General features: G+C 40.8%; 16 protein-coding genes and 1 tRNA gene. 9 read left to right on the forward strand and 8 right to left on the reverse strand.

Annotated features, from left to right (window positions below; all coding sequences use genetic code 11):
* Window positions 1-4 precede the first annotated feature (4 nt).
* From aceE to ampE, 3 genes are all read right to left on the reverse strand, one after another.
* Complete coding sequence (gene aceE / locus HUU81_RS14415) at window positions 5-2,674, reverse strand: pyruvate dehydrogenase (acetyl-transferring), homodimeric type (RefSeq protein ID WP_199609622.1); 2,670 nt, start codon at window positions 2,672-2,674, stop codon at window positions 5-7.
* A 129-nt stretch (window positions 2,675-2,803) separates the two neighbouring features.
* Complete coding sequence (gene pdhR, locus HUU81_RS14420) at window positions 2,804-3,562, reverse strand: pyruvate dehydrogenase complex transcriptional repressor PdhR (protein ID WP_199609623.1); 759 nt, start codon at window positions 3,560-3,562, stop codon at window positions 2,804-2,806.
* 501 nt (window positions 3,563-4,063) lie between these two features.
* Window positions 4,064-5,029 (reverse strand): beta-lactamase regulator AmpE, encoded by a 966-nt coding sequence (ampE, locus tag HUU81_RS14425; RefSeq protein WP_199609624.1) that lies wholly within the window; start codon window positions 5,027-5,029, stop codon window positions 4,064-4,066.
* Between the two features lie 354 nt (window positions 5,030-5,383).
* On the opposite strand from ampE, the gene HUU81_RS14430 reads away from it, so the two are divergent.
* The 4 genes from HUU81_RS14430 to HUU81_RS14445 all read left to right on the forward strand — a co-directional run bounded on the left by HUU81_RS14430 (window position 5,384) and on the right by HUU81_RS14445 (window position 9,675).
* The gene (locus tag HUU81_RS14430; protein ID WP_199609625.1) at window positions 5,384-6,247 is read left to right on the forward strand and encodes a YicC/YloC family endoribonuclease; all 864 of its coding nucleotides are present in this window, start codon (window positions 5,384-5,386) and stop codon (window positions 6,245-6,247) included.
* Between the two features lie 825 nt (window positions 6,248-7,072).
* A complete protein-coding gene (locus tag HUU81_RS14435; RefSeq protein ID WP_199609626.1) occupies window positions 7,073-7,363 on the forward strand; it encodes a helix-turn-helix domain-containing protein in 291 nt (96 codons plus the stop codon).
* Window positions 7,364-7,365: 2 nt separating this feature from the next.
* Window positions 7,366-8,694: a HipA domain-containing protein gene (locus HUU81_RS14440; protein ID WP_199609627.1), complete on the forward strand. Its 1,329-nt coding sequence runs from the start codon at window positions 7,366-7,368 to the stop codon at window positions 8,692-8,694.
* Window positions 8,695-9,192: 498 nt separating this feature from the next.
* Window positions 9,193-9,675 (forward strand): MarR family winged helix-turn-helix transcriptional regulator, encoded by a 483-nt coding sequence (locus tag HUU81_RS14445; protein WP_199609628.1) that lies wholly within the window; start codon window positions 9,193-9,195, stop codon window positions 9,673-9,675.
* Window positions 9,676-9,838: 163 nt separating this feature from the next.
* On the opposite strand, the gene HUU81_RS14450 is transcribed toward HUU81_RS14445, so the two are convergent.
* Window positions 9,839-10,501, reverse strand: a complete 663-nt coding sequence (locus tag HUU81_RS14450) for a class I SAM-dependent methyltransferase (RefSeq protein WP_199609629.1) — start codon at window positions 10,499-10,501, stop codon at window positions 9,839-9,841.
* A gap of 97 nt (window positions 10,502-10,598) precedes the next feature.
* Between HUU81_RS14450 and moeA the strand changes: the two genes are divergently transcribed.
* Window positions 10,599-11,858, forward strand: a complete 1,260-nt coding sequence (gene moeA / locus HUU81_RS14455) for a molybdopterin molybdotransferase MoeA (RefSeq protein ID WP_199609630.1) — start codon at window positions 10,599-10,601, stop codon at window positions 11,856-11,858.
* A gap of 27 nt (window positions 11,859-11,885) precedes the next feature.
* Here moeA and moaE read toward each other — a convergent pair whose 3' ends face one another.
* The 3 genes from moaE to moaB are packed head-to-tail and all read right to left on the reverse strand — an operon-like array spanning window position 11,886 to window position 13,404.
* Window positions 11,886-12,332, reverse strand: coding sequence for a molybdopterin synthase catalytic subunit MoaE (moaE, locus tag HUU81_RS14460; protein WP_199609631.1), 447 nt, complete (start codon window positions 12,330-12,332; stop codon window positions 11,886-11,888).
* A 49-nt stretch (window positions 12,333-12,381) separates the two neighbouring features.
* Window positions 12,382-12,861 carry a cyclic pyranopterin monophosphate synthase MoaC gene (gene moaC, locus HUU81_RS14465; protein ID WP_199609632.1) on the reverse strand — a complete coding sequence of 160 codons (480 nt, stop codon included), beginning with the start codon at window positions 12,859-12,861 and terminating at the stop codon, window positions 12,382-12,384.
* 12 nt (window positions 12,862-12,873) lie between these two features.
* On the reverse strand, window positions 12,874-13,404 hold the full coding sequence (gene moaB / locus HUU81_RS14470) for a molybdenum cofactor biosynthesis protein B (RefSeq protein ID WP_199609633.1): 531 nt from the start codon (window positions 13,402-13,404) through the stop codon (window positions 12,874-12,876).
* A 233-nt stretch (window positions 13,405-13,637) separates the two neighbouring features.
* On the opposite strand from moaB, the gene HUU81_RS14475 reads away from it, so the two are divergent.
* The gene (locus HUU81_RS14475; RefSeq protein ID WP_199609634.1) at window positions 13,638-14,405 is read left to right on the forward strand and encodes a molybdopterin-synthase adenylyltransferase MoeB; all 768 of its coding nucleotides are present in this window, start codon (window positions 13,638-13,640) and stop codon (window positions 14,403-14,405) included.
* Between the two features lie 29 nt (window positions 14,406-14,434).
* Here HUU81_RS14475 and rtcR read toward each other — a convergent pair whose 3' ends face one another.
* Complete coding sequence (rtcR, locus tag HUU81_RS14480; protein ID WP_199609635.1) at window positions 14,435-16,033, reverse strand: RNA repair transcriptional activator RtcR; 1,599 nt, start codon at window positions 16,031-16,033, stop codon at window positions 14,435-14,437.
* Between the two features lie 255 nt (window positions 16,034-16,288).
* On the opposite strand from rtcR, the gene HUU81_RS14485 reads away from it, so the two are divergent.
* From HUU81_RS14485 to HUU81_RS14495, 3 genes are all read left to right on the forward strand, one after another.
* A tRNA-Glu gene (locus tag HUU81_RS14485) sits at window positions 16,289-16,361 on the forward strand.
* 309 nt (window positions 16,362-16,670) lie between these two features.
* Window positions 16,671-17,840 carry a slipin family protein gene (locus tag HUU81_RS14490; RefSeq protein ID WP_199609636.1) on the forward strand — a complete coding sequence of 390 codons (1,170 nt, stop codon included), beginning with the start codon at window positions 16,671-16,673 and terminating at the stop codon, window positions 17,838-17,840.
* A 166-nt stretch (window positions 17,841-18,006) separates the two neighbouring features.
* Window positions 18,007-19,233 (forward strand): RtcB family protein, encoded by a 1,227-nt coding sequence (locus HUU81_RS14495; RefSeq protein ID WP_199609637.1) that lies wholly within the window; start codon window positions 18,007-18,009, stop codon window positions 19,231-19,233.
* Window positions 19,234-19,240: the final 7 nt, after the last annotated feature.

Raw genomic sequence — 19,240 nt, forward strand, 5'->3', positions numbered from 1 at the left:
CCTATTACGCGTACAGTGGGTTTAGCTTGTCAGGGTCAATCGAAAACGCGTCTATTGCTTGCGTTACTACTTTAGCGTCTACTTCACCACGTTTTGCTAATTCGCTAAGGGCTGCAACCACAATGTACTTGTGATCAACTTCAAAATGGTGACGTAAATTACTGCGGCTGTCAGAGCGGCCGAAACCGTCAGTACCTAACACTTTATAATCGGTAGGTACCCAAGCACGAATTTGATCAGCATATGACTTAATGTAGTCTGTCGCTGCAATCGCAGGGCCTTTAGTACCATTCAGTACTTCAGTCACGTACGCTTCTTTGCGATCTTGCTCTGGATTAAGCATATTGTGGCGGTCTACATCATAACCATCGCGCATTAATTCATTAAACGAGGTTACGCTGTATACATTAGATGAAACGTTATAGTCTTCTGCTAGTATTCGAGCCGCTTCTCTAACTTGTAATAAGATAGTGCCAGAGCCCATTAACTGCACTTCTGCTTTCGCTTTTTTCGCTTTCACAGTATCTAACAAGTACATACCACGTAAAATACCTTCTTCAACACCTTCTGGCATAGCAGGCTGTACGTAGTTTTCGTTCATAATAGTTAGGTAGTAGAAGATATTCTCTTGATCGCCATACATACGGCGCAAACCATCTTGCACAATCACTGCCACTTCATAGCCGTAAGTAGGATCGTAAGTTAAGCAATTTGGTACTGTGCCAAAATGAGAATGGCTGTGGCCATCCTGATGCTGCAATCCTTCACCATTTAGTGTCGTTCTACCAGCAGTACCACCAATTAAGAAACCTCTTGCTTGGCTATCACCAGCAGCCCATACCAAATCACCCACACGTTGGAAGCCAAACATTGAGTAATAAATGTAGAATGGGATCATCGGCTGGTTAGTATTTGAGTATGACGTTGCCGCTGCTACCCAATCAGCCATTGCGCCTAACTCATTGATACCTTCTTGTAATACTTGCCCCGTTTTATCTTCACGGTAGTAAGCTACTTGGTCGGCATCTTGTGGTGTGTATTTTTGCCCTTCATGTGCATAAATACCAACTTGACGGAATAAGCCTTCTAAACCAAAAGTACGCGCTTCATCAGGAATAATTGGCACAATGCGTTTGCCAATTTGCTTGTCTTTAATCAAAGCGGTTAATACACGACCAAATGCCATGGTGGTTGATATTTCACGCTCGCCCGACCCTTTCGTTACGGCTTCCAATGCTTTTAAGCTTGGAATGTCTAGCTCAATATCTGTGTTGCGGCGTCGCTTAGGTAAATAACCACCTAATTCGTTACGGCGCGCATGCATGTATTTTGCTTCTTCGCTGTCTTCAGGGAACTGGTAATAAGGCATATCCGCCAAATCTTCATCTTTAATTGGAATATTAAAGCGGTCGCGGAAGTGTTTAATGGCATCAATGTCCATTTTCTTAACTTGGTGCGCAATGTTCTTACCTTCACCTGCTGCGCCCATGCCATAGCCTTTTACCGTTTTAGCTAAAATAACTTGTGGGCGGCCTTTTGTTTTACAGGCTTTATCGTATGCTGCGTATACTTTTACAGGGTCGTGACCACCACGATTTAAGCGCCAAATGTCTTCATCAGACATGTTTGCAACCATGGCTTTAGTTTCTGGATACTTCGCAAAGAAGTTATCACGCGTAAACTTACCGCCTTTGGCTTTATAATTTTGGTATTCACCGTCTACGGTTTCTTCCATTACTTGTAGCAACTTGCCTGAAGTATCACGAGCAATTAACGGATCCCAGTATGAACCCCAAATAACTTTAATAACTTCCCAACCAGCACCACGGAATGTGCCTTCTAACTCCTGAATGATTTTGCCGTTACCACGCACAGGACCGTCTAAACGTTGTAAATTACAGTTAATCACAAAGGTTAAATTATCTAGGCCTTCACGTGCCGCTAAGCCAATTGCACCTAATGATTCTGGTTCATCACATTCACCATCGCCCATGAAGCAATAAACACGTTGCTCTGAACAGTCTTTAATACCACGGTCTGTTAAGTACTTTAAAAAACGTGCTTGGTAAATGGCTTTAATTGGACCTAAGCCCATTGAAACGGTAGGAAACTGCCAGAAATCAGGCATCAGTTTAGGGTGCGGATAAGATGATAGTCCATCTCCGTTCGCTTCTTGACGGAAGCTGTCTAACTGCTCTTCCGATAAACGTCCTTCTAAGAAGGCACGAGAGTAAATCCCCGGAGAAACATGCCCTTGAATATACAAGTAGTCGCCATCAAAGTCGCCGTTAGCCGCTTTGAAGAAGTGGTTGAAACCTACATCGTACAGCATGGCAGACGATGCGAACGATGAAATATGACCACCTAACTCTAAGTCTTTTTTAGAGCCACGAATAACCATGGCTAATGCATTCCAACGAATAGCCGCACGAATTTTTGCTTCGATTGACTGATCGCCCGGCATTGGTGGTTCTTGCCCAGCAGGAATAGTGTTCAAGTAAGCGGTGGTGGCTTTATATGGCAAATGCGCACCACTGCGGCGCGCTTTATCAATTAACGCTTCCAATACATAATGACCGCGCTCTTTTCCATCTTCTTCAATAATCGCTTCTAACGCATCGAGCCAGTCTTGCGTTTCTTGCGGATCGATGTCGTTTGAAAAATTATCTGACATGTGATCTACCTTTTCTATGTTTTAGTATTCTTGCTCTGCCGTGTTAAACCATAGTCAACAAGTGTATAAACTTCTAATAATTCACTAGGTTAATAAGTATTATTTGCCGTAACGCAGGATTAAAGTAAGTTATCCTTTTCTTACTCTTCTTAACGAGCGTTCAATACGGCTATTTTCACGACCTATATTTAGTAATGTTTCTTCAATAAATGCTAAGTGCTCATTGCAGGCATGTCGGGCAAGCTCAGGCTCACCTGCCACAATGGCATCTAATAGTGTTTTTCTGTGTTGATTTACTTGTGCGCTGATCCCCTGCTTTTGACGCAAGGCCGCTAAATTTTGTTCGATGTTTTTCTCTAACAATCCTGTCATACCGCGTACTAAGTGCAAAAGAACCACGTTATGAGAAGCCTCAGCAATGGCTAAATAAAATGAAAAAACACGCTGCGATTCAGTTGCTACATCCGCATTAGCGGGCAACTGCTCAATGGCTTGGTAACGCTGCTGAATAACATTAAAGTCTGATTCGGTGCCTCTTAAGGCTGCATAATAAGCAGAAATACCTTCAAGCGCATGACGAAACTCTAATAAATCAAATTGAGACTCGGGATGCTTGCTAATAAGCTCAAACAAGGGATCGGTAAGGCCACCTTCTAACTGCTCGCTGACATATGTGCCACCGCCTTGTTTGCGCGTGACTAAACCTTTTGCTTCTAGCTTTTGTATTGCTTCACGTAATGAGGGGCGCGACACTTCAAACTGCTTTGCCAATTCACGCTCAGCGGGCAGCTTTTGCCCCGGCGAAAACGTACCTTCAAGGATCATATTTTCTAACTGCTGCAATATAATGTCAGACAATTTTGGCGTTTTAATTTTTAATGACGTCATTTAATCAGCTAGTCTCGTTATACACGTTAACAGTGTGGAAAATGATTTAAAGTATAAACTTTAGACCAAAAAGGTAAATTGGTAATACCATTTTTAAAATTCGCCCGATAAACTATCAAAATCCCTGTTTACAGTAAACCAATATTAAGTAATAGATGAATAATCCGCCAAAAATAAATAGAATAATTACTCTATTTATTCGTAAGTAAACCAAAAACATCACACAGGTAAGTTAGTGGTCATACCAATTAACGAGGCAACTCTAATTTCCAAACTAAAGTATTGAGAAAGTTGAGCTGAAGAGAGTTGCACTGAAGAGAGTTAAAGTTGAGCTGAATATGCAAAGATAATTCGAATGAAACACCTAAAGCATATCGTTAATTGCAACGACATAAGCTTGTGAGCAAAGCTTCAATACATTTAGGCTTGTCTTGGGCTGTGCTAAAACTGTCTTAACACAGCCTTCCAACTATATTAAAAGATGACTGACTAATGTAGTGCCTAACTTAATTCACCGAATAGCGTGGCTAATGCCACTACCGCTAAAAAGAACAATAAATTGCGTTTTACTAACTTCACCATACATACAGGCTCTAAGGTACAGTGTATTTGCTCTGCTTCTACTTTTTCAGCTTCTATTGCAATATCTGCCACTACGGTTCTTGCCGATACCTTCATGTCTAATGCAATATCAAGCCAACGCCCCGTACCACGACTAAAGTTGCCAATAATCAGGTATCCAAAGCTAAATAAGCGGGCAGGAAGCCAATCAAGAATATGAATAAACATCCCTAATTTAGCAGTGTAAGGGGAAAGAAAGTTGTAACATAAATAGGCCTTGGGCGACTTTTCAATGTGCTCTAACGCCTCATCGTCAATATCATCCAATGCAGCCTGCCGGTCTAGCTTATGTTTATCGCTTAGCGATGCGCAGGCAATCACCTCTTCAGAGTTGGCTTTGCTCATATCATGTGCTTCGCGCACCATCACATATAATACCGCCCCTGGCGCGCCCAGCACTACAAACCAAAACATAACACCGCAATAGTATTTAAAGTTTAGCCAAACTAATGTTTGGCCTAGGGTTTCAGTGGCTTCGCCTTCTGCATTTGTGCGCTGCCCCAATGCTGCCGCGTAACGTAAGCAGGCTTGCATATCGTTTCTGTTCGCCGCATTTAAATATTCTTTATACACTTTTCTTAAATTGCGACAGCCCACACAAATTGCCAACACAAAAAATGCAATCAATGCTTCTAGTAACTGGCTGTCGAATAACATCATGGCGCATGCCAGCAAAATAACGGGGGTAAACAGCCACAGTAAAACACCCCACAAACTAAATTGGTGTCCGCTATAGCGCTTCGTTAAATTTACATATCGGGTAAAGTATCGATGCGCCTGCCACGCTCGGCCGCGCAGCGCAAGCCGCTCAATAGTTAGAATAATGATGAGGGATATTAGAGTCATTAAAACACCTTTGCGTTGTTACTCACATTGTGAATCAAAACATGAGTAAAGTCAGCTTGTTACTAAATAAATAACAACACATCAGACCATGATTAATCGCGCACTAATTCTTTTCTCAATTTCTAGCCGTAATTGACGATATCGCTTCATGGTATACAATAACTTCCCTACTCGTATCGATAAACTCACTCATAACGTTAAAGGCACGCACTCAGCAGCGCCATATCTTCACGTGTAATGGGTCATAATGTTCTAGCCTTCTATACTTAATAGCTTTTATAATCTACATCAAGCCGCCTGTTTGAATAACGAGTAAGAAACAGGCTCTCATCATTTATATTCAAGGACATACTCATGATCCACAGCATGACCGCCTACGCACGCCACGAAGTTAAAAATGATTGGGGCAACGCAATTTGGGAAATTCGCAGCGTTAACCAACGTTATTTAGAAACCTTTATTCGCCTACCTGAACAATTTCGCGCCATTGAAACCGTTATCCGTGAACGCCTTCGTAAACAACTGCAACGCGGTAAAGTAGAAGTATTCTTAAAATATAACGCCAACCCCGCCGCTGTTGGTCAGCTACAAATCAACGAAACTTTAGCAAAACAATTAATTGAAAAAGCAAACTGGATAAGAACTCACGGCGCAGAAAGCAACATTAATCCTATTGAGATTATGCGCTGGCCGGGCGTAATGGAAGTAGAAGAAGCCGACATCGATACCATTCAAACCGACATTTTAAATGGTTTTGACAAAGTACTAAGCGACTTTAAAGACGCACGCGGAAGCGAAGGCGAAAACTTAAAAGAAATGATTGAGCAACGCCTTACTGGCGTACTAGAGCAAAAAGCCATTATTGAACAACACCTACCAGAAATTATGGCATGGCAAAAAGAGCGCATCGTCAACCGCTTTGAAGAAATAAACCTTGAGCTAGATGAAGGCCGCTTAGAACAAGAGATGATCTACCTAGCACAAAAAACCGACGTAGCCGAAGAGCTAGACCGCCTAACCTCACACGTAAACGAAACACAAAAAATCATGAAAAAAGGCGGCGCCTGCGGCCGACGTTTAGATTTTATGATGCAAGAATTCAACCGCGAGTCCAACACCCTAGCCTCTAAATCCATCAACGCCGACATCACCAAAGCAGCAGTAGAGCTAAAAGTGTTAATAGAGCAAATGAGGGAGCAGATCCAGAATATTGAATAGAATTTCAATGCTATTCAATTTCAACTAAGCCCTTTGAAGATAAAGGGCTATTTAATATTGTAACGGTATGATTTAACTAGAGACTTTGTTAGAGGTAAAATTTAACAAACTAACGAGGTTAAAATGCCAAAGAAAACATTAACAGTAGAATTTAAACGTGAGTGTGCAGAGTTAGTCATTGTTCACGGCTATAAACATAAAGATGCAGCCATAGCGATGAATGTTCAATAGATGAACTAAATAAGCAAACTATGACATTCGACAGCTTTTCTTTGCTTAATTTTGGCTAATCAATGCATAAGATTTACTTAAAAACGTAAGTATCGTCTCAGTGTTTGATTACAAAGATTTTGAAAAAAGACACTTAGCTGATGTGTTAAGCAGAAGCGTATTATAAGATGAAATATTTCGCTTTCGAGCATTTCAGCAAATTGTCACCTCCAAAATAGTTAATAAAAAACTTAAAAGCGAGCAATGTGAGGTAATTACGCATAGTGGCAGTTGTTACGTTATTGAGCATAATCCAGAGTTTTTCGAATTAACACTTGCTAAATTTGCTGTGATGAGAAAGGGAGCCTCCACGCCACAGCGTATTATTGAGATGAGAGACATATAAAAGCAGCCCAACAAAAATCTATATTGAAACATATTGCCACAGTGGTGACTGTATGTTGACCAGACAAATAATCATCATTATCGGTTATTTATTTAGAGCACTTTTTACGAGAGAAGTATAATCACCTTTATCGGTGAATATATTTGAATGTTACTCAAATCCATCTATAATCACTAAAATTGGTGATTAATTTTAATAAGGTGCGATTAATGGCTAAGAAAGTAACTGCTTCAAAAATGCCTAGCTCCGCACATATAGAGAGTGCAGAAGTTTTAGGCCAACTTATCAAGGCAAAGAGAACGGAACTCGGCATAAAATTAGCAGATTGTGCCGCGCTATGCGGGATCGGCATCAATACTTTGTCACGTATAGAAAACGGAAATTCAAACTGCACTTTATCAGCGGTATTTTCTGTTTTAAACGGATTAGGTATTAAGCTAACCTCTAAAGAATTAACCCCTTTAGAAAAGGTATCATCACCTCACGATGAGTGGGTTTAGATATGATAAAAGCTGACGCATACAGGCTAGACATAAAATACGCTGATCAAGTGATCGGAAATTTATCTTTAGATAGTACGACCAACTTATTAAAACTTAGTTATTCACCGCAGTGGCAAAACGAAGGTTTTGCTATCTCACCCCATTTATCACTGGATAATCAACACTCGCCAGAAGTCGCATATAACTTTCTGGATAATGCCTTACCTGAGGGTGAAGCGAGAAAGTTATTAGCTGAAAATCTGGGAGTCTCGGAGAAAAATGTTTATTCACAAGTCCGTGCCATTGGAAATGACTTAGCCGGGGCTATGACATTTTTACCGTCATCAGAAGAAGATCAAAACCAGCCATCTTTTAGAATACTTGAAGAAGAAGAGTTAATTACAAGGCTCGACAATAAAGAACAGTTTGGCCTACTCACATGGGACGATAAGCCACGTCTCAGCGTGGCCGGAGTTCAAGATAAATTAAATGTCTTTATTAATGAACAAGGAAATATCGGCTTTGGTGATGGCTCTCTCTGCTCTACCCATATTTTAAAATTTGAAAAGAAAAACTGCCCTAACCTCGTCTTGAACGAATTCTTTTGTATGAAGCTCTCTAGTGCGATTGGATTGCCAACTGCTGATGTTGAGTATAGACAATTTGGACCACATCCATCGCTCATCGTAAAACGATTTGATCGCAAATATGTTGCCGACTCCAACAAAGTAATGAGACGCCATGTTATCGATGGCTGCCAAGCGTTGAATTTACCAAGGGACTATAAATACGAGAGAAACTTAGGTGACGGAAGAGATGTTCAACATATTAGAGATGGAGCTAGCTTAGTAAAGCTATTTGAATTCACTGAACATATGTCTTCGCCAATTGAAAGTAAGCAATGGCTTATAAACTGGCAACTCTTTAATTTAATGATCAGCAATTATGACAGCCACGGCAAAAACGTTTCACTATTCTTTGATAGAATTAACGCACGATTCACTCCCGCCTATGATTTAGTAAACATCGCCATGTTCCCTCAATTTAAGCATGTACTAGCGATGGCTATGGGAGATGAGTTTGAACCCAATGATATTCACGCTTATCAACTAGCTGATTTCGCAGAAACCTGTGGCATAGATAAAAAACTATTATCTAGGTTGTTAACTGACATGGCAAATATAGTGATAAAACAACTTTCAACAGGAGCCTTGATTGAAAGTTTGAAAACTCAATCTCGCTTTTCTGATGCCGATGTTGGTCATTTTAAGCAACTGAATGACAACATATTAACAAGAACTGAGCACTTAAAAGCTCAAGCAGTTGAATTACCTTATATAGAAATATAGATACAAAATTAATTAATCATTTCACTTAGGGCGTGTTGACCTTTCGAGGTCGAATTTTGTTCAATCTAAACGTTTTTTGATCGCGGCGTGACAAGTGTAGCTTGGTTATTCCAAGTGAGCGCGTCACAACAAAGAGCAAGAAACGTTTAGATGAACCCAAAGGCAGCGCTTGTTTGTCATTTATACTGCGTTATCGCATGTGCGTGTGGAATAACCACACTTTACATGCTCTGCCTTGTCTTAATGACAAACAAACTGCTGCAAAAGTGAACTCGAAAGGTCAACACACCCTAATTAAATCGGTTTTTACGGTTTACTCAGTCCACACTGTGGAATCTGTTCTTGGCGATTTAATGGAATGAAATTACTTCTTGATAAAGTATAAAGACAAATAAATATTGAATATAGATAAGATATTGATTGTCTATAGGTCATAGTTTACACAATATTAGCTGGTTTAAGAATTTAGCTACTTTCACTCTACGAAAGAGTGAACTTTTGACAGACTTTGAAAATTACATTAACAGTAATGTAGCTTTTACCGACAAACGTCTTTTTGATTTATTTCTGCTTATCAATGAGCAAGCAGACGTAATTTATAAGAAGCTGGGGATTGATTTTCCGGTTTCATGTTCGCCGACCGTGTTATCTCTGTCAGTAAAGGAAAATAGTACAGTAACTGACATCGCCAAAGCGTTGGGGTTATCCCACCAGCTCATTGCTCAGCGCCTAAAGAGTTTGTTGAAGCTTAAGCTAATTGAAAAGCAACCTTCGAATCAGGATAAACGAAAAATACTATACCGTCTTTCACAAAAAGGACTAGAGCAAGCATTAAAGCTCGATAAATATTGTGAGGGTGCGGAAAAAGCGTTCATTGATTTATTAAAAGAAGTCGGCGTTGACTTGCAGGGAACCGTCAATACAACCATTTCCGCGTTAAAGCATATACCTTTTCATGAGCGCTACGAACACGATGAATAGTCGCCGTTGTAATAGGTCAAGATTTCCACGAGCTCTTGAAATTAAGGTTATTCGATAAGCTCAATATGAATGTAACAGGCTTTCAACCTGAAAATGGAACGCCTACAAATTTAACGACAGGCTTCATGCGCATCGGTAAAATTATCCTGCAATGCTCGCGTCATTATATCCGCCTTGCTTGCAATACCAGTGTTTGCCACGACAAGTGCTCTCTTCCCAATTTATCTGGCTTAAACGGCGTCTCATGTATGCAATTTAGGCCCATACTATTTGCTAACTTTTTAAGCTCGTTAGCGCATACGGTATGCATGCCGCGTTTAGTTAAGTCTTCTTCTGTTTGGCCGTGACGTAGTGAAATTACTAATATGCCACCATCGTTAAGAAGGTGAGAAAGTGTATTAATTGCATGTAAACGCTCTTCGGGCGGAAGGTGCATCCATACTGCGCTAAGCAAAATCAAGTCAAACTTTGTATCCAACTCAGATATTTTATTAAGTGTTGGCAAAGCGTCGTTTAGCCATGTAACGCTTAAATTTTTTGTCTTTTTTTGGCCTATGTCTAATAATTTTTGCGCTGGTTCTACAGCTAATATTTGAACATTATTATTAACACTGTGTGTTTTAGCTGCTAGCTTGGCCAAAAATTTTGAATCTCGACCTGCGCCTGCGCCAATATCAAGAATGTGGGCATCAGGCTTTTCTAGGATGACGGCTAAGAATTGAAACCAGTCTTGGTGTACTTCTTCAAAAGACAGGGCAAGGTATTGCTCTGCTAATGTACTGGCATTGCTATTATAAAAATGATTATTATAAAAGCTGATTGTCATGTTTTTCCTAAAAGTACGATGCTAAGCTGCTGAACACTTTACTCTAATTTACTTTAAAAGACTTTATTTATGGCAAGCTTATTTAGAAGGAATAAACATGGCAGATTGCTTTACAGGTTCTGATTTAATGCCGTTCAATCAAGCATTAACAAAGTTATTAAATGCTGTTCCTAGAATAACGGATACCGAATTAATTACCGTTGAAGAAGCAGATAAGCGGGTATTATCAGATGCAATTTACTCGCCCATTAATGTACCTGCTTTTAATAATGCAAGTATGGACGGGTACGCACTTCGCGATGACCACTTACATTCTAACGAACGGCAATTGACTGATTTTAAGCTAGCAGGCGTGGCTTTAGCGGGTCAACCATTTACAGGCGAATTAAAGCACGGAGAGTGTATTCGTATTATGACTGGCGCCGTAGTACCAGAAACGGCAAATACCGTAGTAATGCAAGAAAACGTAGCCAACATAAGTAATACGATTGGCTCAACCATTACGCTTACTCACGCCGCTAAGCTAAATAATAACATTCGCTTTGCAGGGGAAAATATTAAACGTAATCAGGTGGTGTTTGAACAAGGCCACCAATTAAAAGCGGTTGATATTGGTTTATTGGCTTCATTGGGTTTAGCCCACGTAACGGTTTATCGAAAAGTGAAAGTTGCTGTATTTTCTACTGGTGACGAGTTAAGGCTAGCTGGCGAACCACTACAACAAGGTGATATTTACGAAAGTAATAGCCAAGTGATTATGGCAATGCTAACCCGTATGGGAGCTGACGTAATCCCTATGGGAATAATTGCCGACGATAAAACAGCGATTAAAAACGCCTTTTTAACCGCAAATGAACAAGCCGACGTAGTAATCAGTTCGGGTGGTGTGTCAGTTGGCGATGCTGATTACATTAAAGACGTGTTAAGCGAGTTAGGCAATATTAACTTTTGGAAAGTCGCCATGAAACCGGGCAACCCCTTTGCATTTGGCGAACTACCAAATAGTGTATTTTTTGGTTTACCGGGCAATCCTGTGTCTGCGGCGGTTACCTTGCATCAACTTGCTATTCCAGCCATTCACGCCATGTCGGGCACTGCTCAACCAGTAAAAATAACGATCAGCGCCATTACGTTAGATAAAATTAAAAAAAGACCAGGCAGGATGGACTTTCAGCGCGGTATTGCGTCGGTAAATAGCCAAGGTCAGCTACAAGTTACGCCGCTCGCAGGACAAGGTTCGGGAATATTATCATCACTGTCATACGCCAACTGTTACATTGTGTTAGCACAAGAAAATGCAGGACATGAAAAAGGCGATGTAGTACAGGTTCAATTATTTGATCATATTATCGGTTAAACATTGCAGGGTCGGAAACAAGCGGAATTATTCCCACTTTAATTCAGCTTGTTTGTCTTTAGCTTCTGCGTCTACCCAGCGCTCGCCATGGCTGGTTAATTCTTTTTTCCAAAATGGCGCCCTATTTTTAAGGTAGTCCATAATAAATTGATTTGCTTCAAACGCTGACTCACGATGCTGGCTCGTCACACCCACAAATACTATTTGTTCACCTAGTGCTAATTCGCCAAAACGATGAATTACCTTTACTTTACCCAACGACCACTTTTTTTTAGCGGTTAATACAATTTCAGATAACGCTTTTTCTGTCATTGCGGGGTAATGCTCTATCAGCAAGCTTTCTACTCTATTTCCTTGATTAAAATCTCTTACCAAGCCAACAAAACACACTACCGCGCCGTCAGTTGTATTGTTTTGCATTAGCTTGTGATATTCGTCAGAAAAATTAAAGTCTTGCTGCTGTACTGAAATCATATTTACCTATTCCTTCTCAGCGCTTGCTGCTAAATACCAACTCTTTAAATTACACAGAATGACGCCAGTGGCCTGTTTTTCCACCGGTTTTTTCAATTACGCGGATGCCATGAATGCACATTTCTGGATCAGAAGCTTTACACATGTCAAATAAGGTAAGTAGTGCAACGCTTACTGCGGTAAGGGCTTCCATTTCTACCCCAGTTTTGCCTGCTAACTTACATAGTGCTTGTACTCTTATTTGCTGAGCATTTGGCTGAACATCAAAGTCCACATCCACTTTAGACAATGCTAAGGGATGGCACAACGGTATTAAGTCGGCACATTTTTTTGCCGCTTGAATACCAGCAATTTTCGCAGTGGTGATCACATCACCTTTCTTATTTTTATGGTTAATCACTTCTTCAATGGTTGCGGGCGACATTGAAATATAACCTTCTGCGATTGCGGTTCTAATTGTCACTGCTTTGTCTGTTACATCGACCATATTGGCTGCGCCAGATTGATCAACGTGCGTTAATGTTGTCATTAAATTAACCTTTTATGCCTCGTTACTGGTGTCTATTTTTAAGTGGGGAACAAAGTTACAAGGACGATGAGACGAGTCAATTTGCGATTCAATAATGGACCATGCCGTTTTACAGGCACCTGTAGAACCAGGCATACAAAAAATAATCGTGCCATTGGCTAATCCTGCAAGCGCTCTTGACTGAACGGTAGACGCACCAATTTCAGTGTAAGAAATATGCCTAAATAATTCGCCAAAGCCGTCTACTTTTCTATCTAACAACGGAGTGATGGCTTCAGGCGTAATATCGCGCTGAGTAAACCCCGTTCCGCCTGTGATCAAAACAGCATGTATATTTTTAGAGGCAATCCAATTAGATACCACCGCGCGCATTTGATAAAGATCATCTTTTATAATCAGCTTTTCAGCCAAGACGTGGCCTGCCTGCTCAACCGCTTTCACTAAAAATGCCCCCGATGTGTCAGTTGCTTCATCCCGCGTGTCTGACACTGTTAAAACCGCTACGTGTAACGAGGTAAACGATTGCGTGTGGGTGTGCGCCATAATACCTACCTACTGTTTAGTTAATATCGTATTTTCAAATCAATTTATTTTTATTATTCAAGATAATAAAGTGCTTAGCGCTAACCTGCTAGTCTTTCGTACTTAATTAGCGTTTTTAAGCAAACAAACACTTAGTTAGAAAAAAGATTCGAAAATAATTACTGTTAGCGGATGATGGCGTATTAAGATAACTTTACGAATCGCATTCTTATGTGAGTAACTGGTTAACCCAAATGACAACAGCAAAAGCAGAAAAAAAAGCACTAACCGATGCCCAATTAATGCGCTATAGCCGCCACATTATGATGCCAAGTATCGATATTGATGGCCAAGAGGCGTTATGGAATAGCAATATATTAATTATTGGTATGGGTGGCCTAGGCTGTGCAGCTGCACAATATCTTGCCGCTTCAGGTGTCGGCAAACTAACGTTAGTTGATGACGATGAAGTTGAGCATAGCAATTTACAACGACAAGTTTTACACGTTGAGCAGAGTGTCGGCTTAAGTAAAACCGAGTCGGCAAAATTAACGCTGGCTACAATTAACAGCGAGGTTTCTATTCACTGCATCAACAAACGCTTAAACGATACAGAGCTTGAAAAAGCCATTAAAGCACACACACTGGTGTTAGACTGCACCGATAATCTCACCTCTCGTAACCAAATCAACCGCCTTTGCCATCAAACAAACGTGCCGTTAGTTTCAGGTGCCGCCATTCGTATGGAAGGGCAAGTAGCCACCTTTACCATGCAACATAATCACCCCTGCTACCACTGCTTAAGCCATCTGTTTGGCGAACAAACGCTTACTTGTTCAGAAGCTGGCATACTGTCTCCGGTTGTTGGCTTGGTTGGCTGCATACAAGCGACTGAAGCGATTAAGTTCATTACACAGATCGGCGATACACTCAGCGGTAAAATACTTGTGATCGATGCCGCAACAATGCAATTTAATCAATTTGCCATTACAAAGCATCCTGCTTGCAATGTTTGCAGCTAAACCGGCGTGTTAGACATGAAAGACGAGTATTAGGAAGATAAATCACGCCATTTAAGCCCAAATTTACCTAAGTATTTCTGTAGTCTGCTTGAGTCATTAGGTTGCGACTTCATCGTTCTACTCACATTGAATAGCTCCCTGCCCGCCGATGCCATACTGTTATGGTGTTCACATACCCCGAGTACAAAACTAAGCTGGTTCGCGTCAAAGTGATCTAACTGAGCAATCGCTTCTGGCGATAGGTAGTTAGCTAAGCTCGTTGCTGTTGATGGCTGCTCTGTGTCAAACCAAGCTACATTCAGCCGCTCAATTTCATCTGTTACATCAACCGCTGTAATTCTAGAAGAGTCAGCCAGGGTGCAAAGGCGCGTAATGGCTGAACTTAAATCACGAAAATTACTGGTCCATAACGCCTTATTAGACGTTGCAAAATCTACAAAGGCTAGCTTTGCTTCTTTGTTAAATTGCACTCGCTGCCCTGTGATTTGGGCATAACGATCCAGCTCATAATCAATGTTGGCAGGAATATCTTCTTTTCTGTCTTTTAGTGCTGGTAAGTCATACGCCCATAAATTTATTCTGGCGAGTAAGTCTTCCCGAAAGGCGCCCTTCTTAACTTCTTGTTTTAAATTACGATTCGTACCTGCAATTAACTGAAAATTGCTCTTTACTGGTGTATCACTGCCAACGGGATGAAATGTTTTATTTTCAATAGCATGCAGAAGCATCGCTTGCTCTTCCAAACCTAGCTCACCAATTTCATCTAGAAATAACACGCCATTATTCGCGGTGAGTAAAAAGCCTTCTCGCGCACTTTGAGCGCCAGTAAAGGCACCTTTAGTGTGACCAAATAATGCCGCCATCGCATTTTCGCCCTTTAACGTGGCGCAGTTTACCGACACCAAATCGCCTTTAAGCATTGCACGCTTTTTCTTAAGTTGAAAAATACGCGTAGCAAGTTGGCTTTTTCCAGCTCCTGTAGGCCCTGTTAGTAACATAGGATCATGAGAGCGAATAGCCACTTTTTCTATTTGAGTAATTAAACGATTAAACGCTACATTCTTGGTTTTAATCCCACCTTTTAAAAACGCTTTGCCTTCAAGATGCTCCCGATCAAACCGGGTGGCGAGCTGATCATATTTAGACAAATCCAAATCAATAATTTGAATACGGCCAATTGACTTATTTTTACTATCTTTGTCGGGCGACGTTTGAATGAGTCGCCCCGGAAAATGGCGGCTTTCAGTGAGTAGATAACTACATATTTGAACAACATGAGTACCTGTGGTGATATGAAACAAATAATCATATTTATCTGTATCAAACGTTTGCTGCTGACACCAATCAAATAGCTTGGCGTATACTTCCTCAAAATCCCATGGATCATTAAAGTTAACCAAATGAAGTACTACGTTAGTTTCAGGAGATACCGATTCAATATCTACGGCAACATTGTTCGCAAGGCGGTTGCTGTGATTGTCATGCAGCATGTGAAGTTGATCGATAATTAAATCTTCCTGACTACATAAACTGACATTGGGCCGCCACCTCGCCCATCTATCCACTCTTTTCCCAACATAATCTAATTGTGTTCCAATTAAACTGACAGCAACCGTTTTCTTTTTCAAATTCAATATCCAAATAGATACATTTAATATCCAAAATAATATATACGTTAGTTACACATTACAACACGGCCTGCACTAAAAACAGCACAAATAAAAATATAAATCAATAAAACAATTAGTTATGAATTATTTTTAACTACTTAAACACCTTTGGCACGTGACTTGTAATTACATAGGTACTTGATTATTTAGCTGTGATTAAAATATCACGCTGGTGCACTAAGCAATGCGAATGTGTATGCCTAATCAAGTAACCATTTAAGTAGCTCAATTGGCAGAGCATCGAACTTTCATTCGATTGTTGTGGGTTCAAGTCCCACCTTAATAAATGAACAATATATGCCCAACACTAGTGAAAGTCCGCTAAGCGACAAGCAACTGACTTCCATGCACTTAGATAAACTAAGTAGCTGGGGGAAGCGCGCAGTCAACAACGCGGCACCTTGATTTAGTGAAATAGGCATGCTGTTGGTAAGCAGTAAGTACCAATGCTTAATATACGCGAAAGCAAGCTTTGTAGTGGCAAGCAGGACGCTCCCCACTGCAATACACCTTTCCGCCTTTTTTAAGTATGTGCCTGCTCCTTACTAACCTACTCTCCCAAAAAAATATTTGCGGAGTAAAAAGGAAATTAAAGATGTTTAAAAAATTAGTATTTAGAAAAGTAATCACAGTAGCAGAAAATCAAAGAGTTTTAGTATTTAAAAACGAACAATTGGCGCGTGTGCTAATTCCGGGTAAACACAAAATTTGGGACTTTAAAGGCGAACTGACGTTTGTTTCTTACGATATCAACAACCTGTATTTTTCAGAAAAAAATGCAAAGCGGCTATACAAGAATAATCCAACGCTGAGTGAGCATATTGCACACTGGAAGCTAGCAAATAACGAAGTAGGCTTATTGAATGTGAATGATTTACTAACAGGTATCGTAGCACCTAGCGAGCACTTGTATCTGTGGAAAGATGCTGGCGACATTCGACTCGAAAGAATATCCATAGAAGAACATATTGAAGTCGATAGTAAAACATTATCCTTAATAAATCGCGCAGGAGCCAACTCAGCAACACGCTTAATAAAAAGTGAACGCACAATAGCAGTGAAGCCAATCGCGAATGTAAATGTTGAAAAAGATCATGTGGGTTTGCTGTATCTAAATGGTCAATTATTCAAAAAGTTAGCCGCTGGGCAGCATGGCTTTTGGCAGTTTAATCACACAATTGAGCTAAAGTCTTATGATTGCAGAGCACAAATGTTAGAGGTCTCAGGACAAGAGATTTTAAGTAAAGACCGAGTAAGCCTTCGCATCAACCTAAGTGCCAGTATCAAAGTGCACAATGCGGAACTAGCGGCCAGTAGCGTGGATAACGTGAACGATTACGTTTACAAAGCATTGCAATTAGCGTTGCGCGAAGCGGTTGGTACCAAAACATTAGACGATATTTTACTAGATAAGCTATATGTCAATGAGACCGTAAAAGGCCTAGTAACCGCACAGCTGTCTGACATGGGGATCACACTGTTAAGTGTGGGTGTAAAAGATATTATCTTGCCAGGAGAGATGAAAGCCATACTTAACCAAGTAGTAGAGGCACAAAAAGCAGCGGAAGCGAATGTTATCAAAAGAAGAGAAGAAACATCTGCAACTAGAAGCTTGCACAATACCGCAAAAGTCATGGAAAACAATCCTACACTAATGCGGCTTAAAGAGCTTGAAGCCCTAGAAAAAGTGGCAGATAAAATTGACAGTTTAACCGTTTACGGTGGTTTGGAAGGCTTAATGAATGGCGTAGTGAAAATAACTTAGCCACCAAAAAGTATACACCCAAAGCAATTGGAGGTGCAGCTAGGCGAGGTGAAAACACGCAGCCAACAACACTGCAAGCTCAAGTGGAACGGGTATAAATATGAATATGAAAACAAGGTGCAATGTCATCTTGCTTACAAACGAACAGAGAAATAAGTAAAACAACATGTGTAAAAATTATAACGTTATAGAAAATGAAGGACGAGCAACCATTAAAGCGTGGACCAAAGGCGTGCCTTTTGAAGAAGAAGCGCAACAACAGCTAAAAAACATTGCTCAAATGCCATTGGTTCATTCGCATATTGCCGTCATGCCCGACGTACATTTAGGAAAAGGCGCAACCATTGGCAGCGTGATCCCGTCGGTTGACGCGGTAATCCCTGCGGCTGTTGGAGTAGACATTGGCTGCGGCATGGTAGCCACAAAAACAACATTAACTGCTAGCCAATTACCAGATAACCTTTCTGCAATAAGGCACGCGTTCGAAGCGGCTGTGCCGCATGGTAGAACGGGTGGTAAACGAGGGCGAAGAGATAGAGGTGCTTGGCATAACATTCCTGATGTAGTAGCCACAGAGTGGAAAAAGCTTGAAGCGCGATTTGATGCAATTTGCCATAAGCACCCAGCGATTAGTAAAAGTAATCACGTAAATCACTTGGGAACAATGGGAACAGGCAATCACTTTTTAGAGCTGTGTTTAGACGAAAATAATACGGTTTGGATAATGTTGCACTCTGGCAGCCGAGGCGTAGGGAATAGAATTGGCAATTACTTTATTGAATTAGCTAAAAAAGAAATGCAGCAACATCAAGTTAATTTACCCGATATGGATTTGGCTTACCTAGAAGAAGGAAGCAAATACTTTAATGACTACGTTGAAGCCGTTGAATGGGCACAAGACTTTGCGGCAAAAAATCGCGAGATAATGATGTTCAATGCTATCGCAGCCCTAAAAAAGCAGTTACCCGTTGACTTTTCAACTGCTGAGTTAGCCGTTAATTGTCATCATAACTACATCTCAAGAGAGCGACATTTTGGTAAATACTGCTTTGTAACCCGTAAAGGGGCGGTTCGCGCTGAAAAAGGCGAAATGGGGATCATTCCTGGCAGCATGGGCGCACGTTCGTTCATTGTAAGAGGGCTTGGTAACCCTGAAAGCTTTAACAGCTGTAGCCATGGTGCAGGGCGTGTCATGTCTCGAACAAAGGCGAAAAAGATTTACAGCGTGCAAGATCAAATTGATGCAACACAAGGGGTTGAGTGCCGTAAAGATGCATCTGTCATTGATGAAATTCCACACGCATATAAAGACATTGAAAAAGTCATGGAAGCGCAAAAAGATCTTGTTGAAGTGGTTTATACCCTAAAACAAATAGTGTGTGTAAAAGGTTAAAGGAGCA

The sequence above is a fragment of the Flocculibacter collagenilyticus genome (assembly GCF_016469335.1).
GTDB classification, from domain to species: Bacteria; Pseudomonadota; Gammaproteobacteria; order Enterobacterales; family Alteromonadaceae; genus Flocculibacter; species Flocculibacter collagenilyticus.